The following is a 10,177-nucleotide window of genomic DNA, read 5'->3' on the forward strand; positions in this document are numbered from 1 at the left end:
CATACTGAAATCCAATTTGTTTATCATGTAAAGTGTCTAAAAAGTTTTCCAAGCTATAAATATTATCAATCTGATCTTGGTTTAAACCAACATTAAGAGCATTCCAAAGTAAGCAGTTTATAGCTTCAGTGTAGATACTTAGGTACTGTGGAAGAAGATCAAGTTCATATAGAAATAGTTTAATTTTCAATTGATCTACAACATCTTCATTGCCCTGAATATAGTAGGTTAAAGTAGATGGATTGAAATCATTATCTAATTTGAGGATTTTTGATCCAAACCAAGTATCATCACCAATATCGGTATACTTAATTTTTATATTAAAATCAGTAAGATAATTTTCAGCCTTGTGTGCACTCCAACCCTTTTTTAATGGAATTTCAATTAAATGTTTTCTTTTCATATTTCTTTGTTTTATGAGGGAAAATGACTTTATAAGCTGTTGATAATTTCCAATCTTATGTATTTTGATGTGATGAAACCATTCATCGATTAAATCTTTTTGAGTTCGAAAATTAATAATGACTAAAAATTTGGTAAGAGAGATTAGTTTTTTATTATCAATAAAAAAATGAAGTCGTACGAATATTTCCTCATATTTTATATATAAGAGAAAAAACCAAAGGAAAGGTAAATATAGTATTGTTAAAAAGATCGGTGTTAAAAAATCTTGTAATGTTTGATAATTTGCAAATTTTGAGAGATCTCTAAAAATTTGAATTAAAAAATGGGTAAAAAATATGAAAAAAATAATTATTAGTATGGAGTCGCAAAGTTTTTTAACTTTAAGATGTTCAGGATTGTGTTGAGCAACTGTACTGAATACCGTTAAAATAGTAATAATTGGGAAAATAATTATTAGTTCTATAAGTAGATTAAAGGTATGAAAATTAATAATAAACTGAAGAAATATGCTTAAGTTTATTGATGATTTTATAGTTCCGATAAAGAAATTTTGCGAATTCTCCTTAATAGTATTTATGTTAAACAAAGTACCTATTGCAAATGTTATATACCAAAAAAATGTATTTTTAAGTTGGCTAAAATCCCAAATCTGAAGTTGATAGAGAAGCCATAAAATCGGCGTTAGATATGAAGTAATGAATAAAATGGACGTAATTATTTTTATATGGAAAAAACTTTTAATGATAGCAATAAGAGATGATCTAAGATGGAGGTTTTTTAAAGAGTAGAAAACGATAACTACGAAAAAAATTATCATCCATACAATTGAAGCTATTTCCCTCGTATTTAGTTGATCCATATTTGAAAAGCACTTTAATTTTAATGATTTAGTATAGTTTAATTTACTCGACTTTATAATCCCTCCCAACCTCCCTTTTCAAAGGGAGGAGCTGTCATGTAATTCATTTAATCACATGAAATCCCCCTCTTTTTAAAGCAGGTGAGAAGCATTGCTTCGCAAGGGGAGATTATAAGAACTCTAAATCAACCAATCGAATCATCTAAATTCGGTGCTAACCAACGTTTCGCTTCATCCAGCGTCCAGCCTTTACGTTTTGCATAATCTTCAAGCTGATCTTGAGAGATTTTGCCCACATTAAAGTATTCACTTTGAGGATGCGAATAATAGAAACCACTTACAGAAGAAGGCGGCATCATGGCAAAGTGTTCAGTCAGTTTGGTACCAATTTTTTCTTCTGAACCTAACCAATCAAATAATACTGCTTTTTCAGAGTGTTCAGGACAAGCAGGGTAACCTGGAGCAGGTCGAATACCGACATACTTTTCTTTGATCAGTTCTTCATTACTCAACGTTTCATCTGCTTTATAGCCCCAGAACTCTTTACGGATACGCTCATGTAAATGCTCAGCAAATGCTTCTGCAAAACGATCCGCTAAAGACTGAACCAAAATCGCTGAATAGTCATCACCTTTGGCTTTATATTCATTTGCTAATTCTTCAGCACCAAAGATCGACACCGTAAAACCACCGAGATAATCTTCAGGTTGTTCAGAAGGCTTAATATAATCTGCCAAAGACAAGTTTGGTTTACCTGTCACTTTGTCTGATTGCTGACGTACGTGCTCAAAGGTATGCGTAACTTTTTGACCTGCTTCATCAAATACGCTGACTGTATCCGCAGCTGTACGTTGTGCAGGGTATAGACCAAATACTGCACGTGCATCGAAACGATTATTCTCGATAATGTCTTTCAGCATCGCTTGCGCTTGATTATAAAGATCAGTCGCTGCTTCACCGACCACTTCATCTTCTAAAATTTTCGGGAATTTACCCGCCAAACTCCAAGAGATAAAGAATGGTGTCCAATCAAAATATTCAACTAAGGTTTCAAGCGGATAATTCTTAATAACTTGTGTACCCAAAGCATTTGGCTTTGGTGGGACATAGTGATTATCAATTTTAAAACCGTTTTCGACTGATTCTGCATAACTCAATTTTGCAGCTTTCGGTTGTTTATTTGCTAAACGTTCACGAATCTTGGCATATTCAGCACGATGCTCTGCAATAAAGTTACCGCGCATTTCAGGAGAAAGTAGGGTGGTTGCGACACCCACAGCACGTGAAGCATCCGCGACGTAAATTACTGCATCATTTGAATATTGAGGATCAATTTTAACTGCGGTGTGTGCTTTTGATGTGGTTGCACCGCCGATCAATAAAGGAATATTAAAACCTTTACGTTGCATTTCTTTGGCAACAAAGACCATTTCATCCAAAGAAGGGGTGATCAAACCGGACAAACCAATGATGTCACATTTCTCATCAATTGCTGTTTGCAGAATTTTTTCCGCAGGTACCATCACACCGAGGTCAACGATGTCATAGCCATTACAACCTAAGACAACACCCACAATATTTTTACCAATATCGTGTACGTCACCTTTTACCGTTGCCATCAGGACTTTACCTTTAGATTGTCCTTCTGACTTCTCAGCTTCAATGTATGGGTTGAGCCATGCTACAGCTTGTTTCATGACGCGTGCAGATTTAACAACTTGAGGAAGGAACATTTTTCCTGAACCAAACAAGTCACCGACCACGTTCATGCCGTCCATCAATGGGCCTTCGATCACATCAAGAGGACGTTTTGATTTTAAACGTGCTTCTTCAGTATCTTGGTCGATATACGTGGTAATACCTTTAACTAAAGCGTATTCAAGACGTTTTTCTACAGACTCATTACGCCACTCAAGATTTTCGGCTTCTTTGGTAGCACCTGCTTGACCACGATATTTTTCAGCAACTTCTAAGAGTTTTTCAGTTGCAGCTTGACCTGTCTCACCTTGGTTTTGGTTGAGTACAACATCTTCAACAGCATCTTTCAGCTCTTTATTGATATCGTCATAAATCGCCATCTGACCAGCGTTTACGATACCCATGGTCATGCCTTGTTTGATGGCATGATAGAGGAACACGGAGTGAATCGCTTCACGTACAGGCTCATTACCACGGAATGAGAATGAAACGTTAGAAACACCACCTGAAATCATGGCATGTGGTAAGTTTTGTGTGATCCAACCAGTTGCTTCAATAAAGTCTACGGCATAGTTATTGTGTTCTTCGATCCCTGTTGCTACTGCAAACACGTTTGGATCGAAAATAATATCTTCAGCTGGATAGCCAACTTCATTGACTAAAATGTCATAAGAGCGTTTACAAATTTCACGCTTACGTTCAGCTGTATCTGCCTGACCAACTTCGTCAAAAGCCATGACAATAACTGCTGCACCGTACTGACGGCAAAGGCGAGCTTTTTCGACAAACTCGTCATAACCTTCTTTTAAGGAAATCGAGTTTACAACCGGTTTACCTTGAACACATTTTAGACCTGCTTCAATGATTTCCCATTTCGATGAGTCAATCATGATTGGCACACGTGAAATATCAGGTTCTGAAGCGACAAGGTTCAGGAAATGCACCATCGCACCTTGCGAATCGAGCATCCCTTCATCCATGTTGATATCGATGATCTGCGCACCAGCTTCAACCTGTTGCTGAGCGACTTCTAAAGCTTCTGCAAAATTTTCTTCACGGATGAGACGAAGGAACTTTTTTGATCCTGTAACGTTAGTACGTTCACCAACGTTTACAAATAAAGAATCATCATAAATATTAAATGGTTCTAAACCACTCAAACGGCAAGCATGAACAGTCTCAGGAATTTTACGTGGTGGAATATCTTTAACAGCTTGGTAGATCGCACGGATATGATCTGGTGTGGTACCACAGCAACCACCAGTAATATTGATCAAACCACTCTCAGCAAATTCTTTAATTAAGGCTGCGGTTTGTTCTGGAGTTTCGTCATACTCACCAAATGCATTCGGTAAGCCAGCATTTGGGTGCGCTGAAACAAAAGTATCGGCAACGTCAGCAATGGTTTTAACGTGAGGGCGCATTGCATCTGCACCCAATGCACAGTTAAAACCAATTGACAGCAAATCACCATGACGAACTGAGTTCCAGAATGCTTCAGCAGTTTGACCTGTCAATGTACGACCTGAGGCATCTGTAATCGTACCTGAAATCATCAATGGAAGTTCATAACCGATTTGCTTAAAGACTTCTTTGACCGCAAAGATTGCCGCTTTACAGTTCAAGGTATCGAAAACTGTTTCGATTAATAGAATGTCAGCACCACCTTCAATTAAGGCGTGCGTTGCTTCGATATAATTTTCTTTGAGTTCATCGAAAGTAATATTACGGAATGCTGGATCATTGACGTTTGGTGAGATTGAACAGGTACGCGATGTAGGGCCAAGTACACCTGCCACAAAACGAGGTTTTTCTGGGGTTGAATATTTATCACATGCAGCTCTGGCGAGACGTGCCGCTTCACGGTTGATCTCTGGAACAAGATCTTCCATATGATAATCTGACATCGAAACACGAGTACCATTAAAGCTGTTGGTTTCAATGATGTCTGCACCAGCATCCAAATAAGCTTCATGGATGCCTTGAATAATCTGCGGTTGAGTCAATACTAAAAGATCGTTGTTACCTTTAAGATCAGAAGCCCAATCTGCAAAACGTTCACCACGATAATCTTCTTCTTCTAACTTATGGCGTTGAATCATGGTTCCCATTGCACCGTCAATAATCAGGATACGTTGGGCGAGAAGAGATTTTAGGGTGGCAAGCGTGGACATAAGGAACCCCAGTAATGGCAAAGATAAAAAGCAGACGCATTGTAGCAGAAGCAATGCTGAAGCGCTTATTTTCCATCTAAAAGGCGGTGAACCGCGCATTCAAATTGAAAAATGTCATAAAACTTTCATCAAAGTGCAACAATTCAAGGTAATAATGCTTAAAAATAAAGCAAAATGTTCGCAGTATGACCAATAAAAGTCATATTTTTTTGCGTTTGTTGCAAAATCAGACAACGATTTATTCTAACCCTGATATTGCTTTATTTTATTGAAAAATATGGATTAATTTTGATTTAACGCACTGTTTCGATACAAAAAATTGGTGTAAAAGTGATGAAATGATGAAAATTTGAGTTCATGTGACAAAGCTTTGTCATATAATTGTCATAATTTAATTAAACAATATGGGGGATTTTTTTATCCTCCAGCCGTCTACATGAATTCAAATCTACCCCCTGCTTCGGATTCACCAGTTGCGACAGAATCGCAAGCCCAATCGACGAATGTACATGTACCAACACCTAAATTTTTTATGCCGGTGTTCTTAACAGTCATTGTTGCTACACTGATTTATATTGGTTTTCAGGTGAGTGCTGATTTATCACATGTCCCACCATTAAGTTTATATTCAGTTATTTTATTATCTACGGCACTATTTATTGCCTTGGCATTCGAATTTGTAAACGGTTTTCATGATACTGCAAATGCTGTTGCGACGGTGATTTATACCAATGCGCTTCCTGCACCAGTAGCGGTCATGTGGGCAGGCTTCTGTAACTTCTTAGGGGTTATGGTGGCAAGTGGTGCAGTTGCTTACGGTATTATTGCATTATTACCTGTTGAAATGATTATGAATGTCGGCAGCGGGGCTGGTTTTGCCATGGTTTTCGCGCTGTTGATTGCAGCGATTTTGTGGAACCTTGGTACTTGGTTTTTGGGTATCCCAGCATCGAGTTCACACACCCTAATTGGTTCGATTTTAGGTGTGGGCATTATGAATCATTTGTTAAATGCATCAACTGGCGCAACCAGTGGCATTGACATGGATCAAGTGCTAAAGGTCGGTAAGGCGTTATTATTTTCTCCAATGATTGGTTTTGCTTTTGCAGCCGTTTTATTCTTATTGGTGAAAAAAATATTTAAACGCCAAATGGAGTTGTTCCAACCGCCTGTTGGAAATAAACCACCACCACCACTCATTCGCGGTATCCTGATTTTCACTTGTACAGGTGTGAGTTTTGCTCACGGTTCAAATGATGGTCAAAAGGGTATGGGTCTAATCATGTTGATCTTGATCGGTTTGGTTCCATTGGCTTATTCGCTGAACAAAAGTTTAGACCAAAAGCATTTACAATCTTTTGAGCAATTATCAGCTCAAACTGCTTTGGTATTGAATGTTGATCAACAAGAATTTTCGGATGAAAAAGCGCGAGATATCCTGACAAAATACATTCAAACCAAAGAACAAACACCTGAAGTTTTACCTGCATTGGCGAGTATGACTGGGCATTTAGGTGAAAAAGTTGCAGCTTATGGTGATCTTAAAGACATTCCAGAAGCTGGAGTTGCTGAATTACGTAATGATATGTACTTAAGTACTACAACGTTTAAGCGCTTAGATAAAGAAGATGCGCTACCTGTGATGACCACAGAACAGCAAAAAGTAGTAAAAGACTATCGTAACAATATGGATTCATTCCTACAGTACATTCCAAACTGGGTAAAAGTTGCTGTTGCATTAGCACTTGGCTTAGGAACAATGGTGGGTTGGAAACGTATCGTTATTACAGTGGGTGAGCGTATTGGTAAGAATCACATGACTTATGGTCAAGGGATGTCTGCTGAATTGGTTGCGATGAGTACGATTGCTGCTGCTGATGGTTTTGGTATGCCTGTTTCAACAACACATGTTTTAAACAGTGCAGTTGCAGGTACGATGGTCGCAAATAAATCAGGCTTAAATTTTGCTACGATTAGAACGATTCTTTCGGCATGGGTATTTACGTTACCAGCGACGATTGCATTATCTGGTGGTTTATACTGGTTGTTCTTACAATTCGTTTCTTAATTTGAGTGATTACAAGATGATAAAAGCTTTGCTACGGCAAGGCTTTTTTTGCTTTAGATAAAAGGTATTTTGATATTACCATGCTACATGGTCATCGTTTAGTAACTCTTATCAAGCATCTTTTGGATGCGGTTGATGTACCTATATCTAATGCTATTTGTGTTAAATGGAATAATGACAGTTAAAACGAAGTGGGGATTTAGAGAAGGGCTTAGTCTTTAGCTGAGTAAGAAAAATATAGAGGGATTGAGTGATTTAGGAAACTTAATACAATAAAAAAGAGCTGTCGAAACAGCTCTTTTAATCTTTTTAACTACAGTGCTTTAAGCTTGTTGAATCCCAGCAACAACCCAATCTTGCTGTGAACCAACATCTTTAACAAAATGCCAAATCTCAGTAAATGGTTGCGGTAAACTGTTTAGATCTTCGCTTACGGTGCCTGTAAAACGTACACTCACAACATACTGACCATTTTCAGTTGCTGTTTCTGCAATCATTGCATTGAGATTACTAAACTCAGCTACGTCTTGGTCTTGGTTTGCCATAATGTCTTGATACATAGACGCATATAAGTCAGGTGTTAAATAACGGCGAATTTCCTGAATATTGCTTGCTGTGTTCATAGATTGAATATGGTTGAAACGCTGACGGGCAACACGTAAAAAAGCAGCAGGTTCAGTGCCGTCTGGCAATTGATTACCACTACTCATGGTTGCACTACCGAATGGAGCTTGAGTTGGTGCGTTACCAAATGGAGATTGTGTTGCAGCACCACCGCCAACTGCTTGACCAAAGATATTGGTGTTGTCACCAGTTTGGCGAGCAGTTGGTTGTGAACTTTGACGGCTAAACTGGTTCGAGTTTGGACCGCCATTGTTTGGAGCGTATGGGTTATTTGCTGCTAATTTTTTTTTTGCGCCTAATCTGCGGAACACAAAGAAGGCGGCTGCTGCTGCAAGTAAGACCCATATCCAGCTTGGAAGCCCTTGTTTCTCTTCCTCCGCTGCTACAGCTTGCTGCTCGGTTTGTGCTGGGTCTTTATCATCAGCCATTGCATTTGCTGCTACTGCACCAAGTGCTGCACCAGCGACACCCGCAGCGACCATACCACCTACGCCAGGACCTGATTTTTGTGGTGCTGTAGCAGGTTGTTGTTGTGCTGGTGTTGCTTGACGTGATTGCTGATAAGACTGATTATTTGCTGGCTGTGATTGACTTGAACTAGAACGGCTCATGCCATGGCTTTTACCGCCACCTGCACGCTTCGCTTCCGCAAGGGGTGCAGCAACCAAAGTTGCCATTAATAAAGCTGCCATCAAGCCACGCTGGTGTACTTGCATCGAAAATTCCTATTCAATTCCAATTTGTGAGTGTATTTATGCAGGTATTTGTGCAGAATTTCAATCAAAAAAGTATATTTTTTTATGTCAATTCATCACTCAATTGCATTGCCTCTGTCAAAGCTTCATGTAAACGCGCAACAGCAATCACCTGAATCCCGTCAATTGCTTTTTGCGGTGCATTGCCACGCGGTAAAATTGCATATTTAAAGCCATGTTTTGCTGCTTCTCGGAGACGTTCCTGACCATTTGGAACAGGACGAATCTCACCTGATAAACCGACCTCACCAAATACAGCGAGTTGTTGTGGAAGTGCCTTGCCCCGTAGGCTCGAAGCACAGGCAAGTAGAACCGCTAAGTCAGAACCTGTTTCCGTAATTTTTAATCCACCTACAACATTGACATATACATCTTGTCCTGCAGTTTGTACGCCACCATGCCTGTGCATCACTGCGAGTAACATATTTAGGCGGTTTTGCTCTAAGCCAAGTGCAACACGACGTGGTTGTGTGTGTGCATCGTCTACCAGTGCTTGAACTTCAACGAGTAGGGGGCGAGTACCTTCACGGCTAATCATCACGATAGAACCGGGGATTGCTTCGTCATAACGACTTAAAAAGATTGCAGAAGGATTTGCAACTTCTCTTAACCCTTTGTCGGTCATTGCAAAGACGCCTAGCTCGTTTACTGCACCAAAACGGTTCTTTACCGCACGAATCATGCGATAACGTGAGTCAGTTTGCCCTTCAAAATACAAAACACAGTCCACCATATGTTCAAGCACACGTGGTCCAGCTAAAGCACCTTCTTTCGTTACGTGCCCCACGATAAATAACGCCGTTCCACTATTTTTTGCAAAACGTGTGAGTAGGGCCGCAGATTCACGAATTTGTGAAACACCACCTGGTGCAGATTGTAGCGTCTCGGTATACAAGGTTTGAATGGAGTCTAAGATGGCAACCGCAGGGCGTTCTTGTGCTAGAACTTCACAAATACGTTCCACACAAGTCTCTGCCATAACCTTGAGTTGGTCGGTAGGTAAGTCTAGACGCTGTGCTCGTAAAGCAACTTGAGAAAGAGATTCTTCGCCAGTGACATAGAGCGCGGAGCTGTTCTTACTGGCCATATGAGTGGCTGTTTGCAGCAAAATTGTGGATTTTCCAATACCCGGATCACCACCGATAAGCACAACGGAACCAGTGACCAGACCTCCGCCCAACACTCGATCAAACTCACTTACACCTGTCGCTAAACGTGTTTCATGGGACACAGAAACTTGATTAAGTGTCGTAATATTGGCAACTTGCCCTGCATAGCCACCGATTTTAGGTTGAGCGCGATGTGTAACAGTCGGTTCGATACGTACTTCGACCAAACAGTTCCATTCACCGCATTCCGTACATTGCCCAGCCCATTTCGGATGATCAGCACCACATTGTTCACAACGGTAAACAGTTTTAATTTTTGCCATATTTAAAATTGAAAAATTTGTGTAAATTAGTTAAAAAGTAAAGTAAATACGAAAACGATGCGTCGAGTCCATTTTTTCTTGATAAGGATAAAGAAAAAGGGCGTTTTTTCGTACTATTACTGGTTAAAGGGAAGTGCTCAGAAAAATAACATGATATAAGGT

At 39.6% G+C, this 10,177-nt stretch carries 5 protein-coding genes; 1 reads left to right on the plus strand and 4 read right to left on the minus strand.

What is annotated here, in order from left to right; genetic code table 11:
* Together HMPREF0023_RS16720 and metH are read right to left on the minus strand one after the other, a co-directional pair.
* Positions 1-1,264, minus strand: a 1,264-nt coding sequence (locus HMPREF0023_RS16720) for a hypothetical protein (protein ID WP_008941727.1), incomplete at its 3' end; no start/stop codon positions are given.
* A 185-nt stretch (positions 1,265-1,449) separates the two neighbouring features.
* Positions 1,450-5,136 (minus strand): methionine synthase, encoded by a 3,687-nt coding sequence (gene metH / locus HMPREF0023_RS07780; protein WP_008941728.1) that lies wholly within the window; start codon positions 5,134-5,136, stop codon positions 1,450-1,452.
* A 436-nt stretch (positions 5,137-5,572) separates the two neighbouring features.
* Here metH and HMPREF0023_RS07790 point away from each other — a divergent pair, with 436 nt between their 5' ends.
* Positions 5,573-7,204, plus strand: coding sequence for an inorganic phosphate transporter (locus HMPREF0023_RS07790; RefSeq protein WP_004640196.1), 1,632 nt, complete (start codon positions 5,573-5,575; stop codon positions 7,202-7,204).
* A gap of 323 nt (positions 7,205-7,527) precedes the next feature.
* On the opposite strand, the gene HMPREF0023_RS07795 is transcribed toward HMPREF0023_RS07790, so the two are convergent.
* Together HMPREF0023_RS07795 and radA are read right to left on the minus strand one after the other, a co-directional pair.
* Entirely contained in the window at positions 7,528-8,544 is a 1,017-nt protein-coding gene (locus HMPREF0023_RS07795) for a Tim44 domain-containing protein (protein WP_004640194.1), read from the minus strand.
* Between the two features lie 82 nt (positions 8,545-8,626).
* A complete protein-coding gene (gene radA, locus HMPREF0023_RS07800) occupies positions 8,627-10,015 on the minus strand; it encodes a DNA repair protein RadA (RefSeq protein WP_004640192.1) in 1,389 nt (462 codons plus the stop codon).
* Between the last annotated feature and the right edge of the window lie 162 nt (positions 10,016-10,177).

This window comes from Acinetobacter sp. ATCC 27244 (assembly GCF_000156555.1).
Classification (GTDB): domain Bacteria; phylum Pseudomonadota; class Gammaproteobacteria; order Pseudomonadales; family Moraxellaceae; genus Acinetobacter; species Acinetobacter haemolyticus.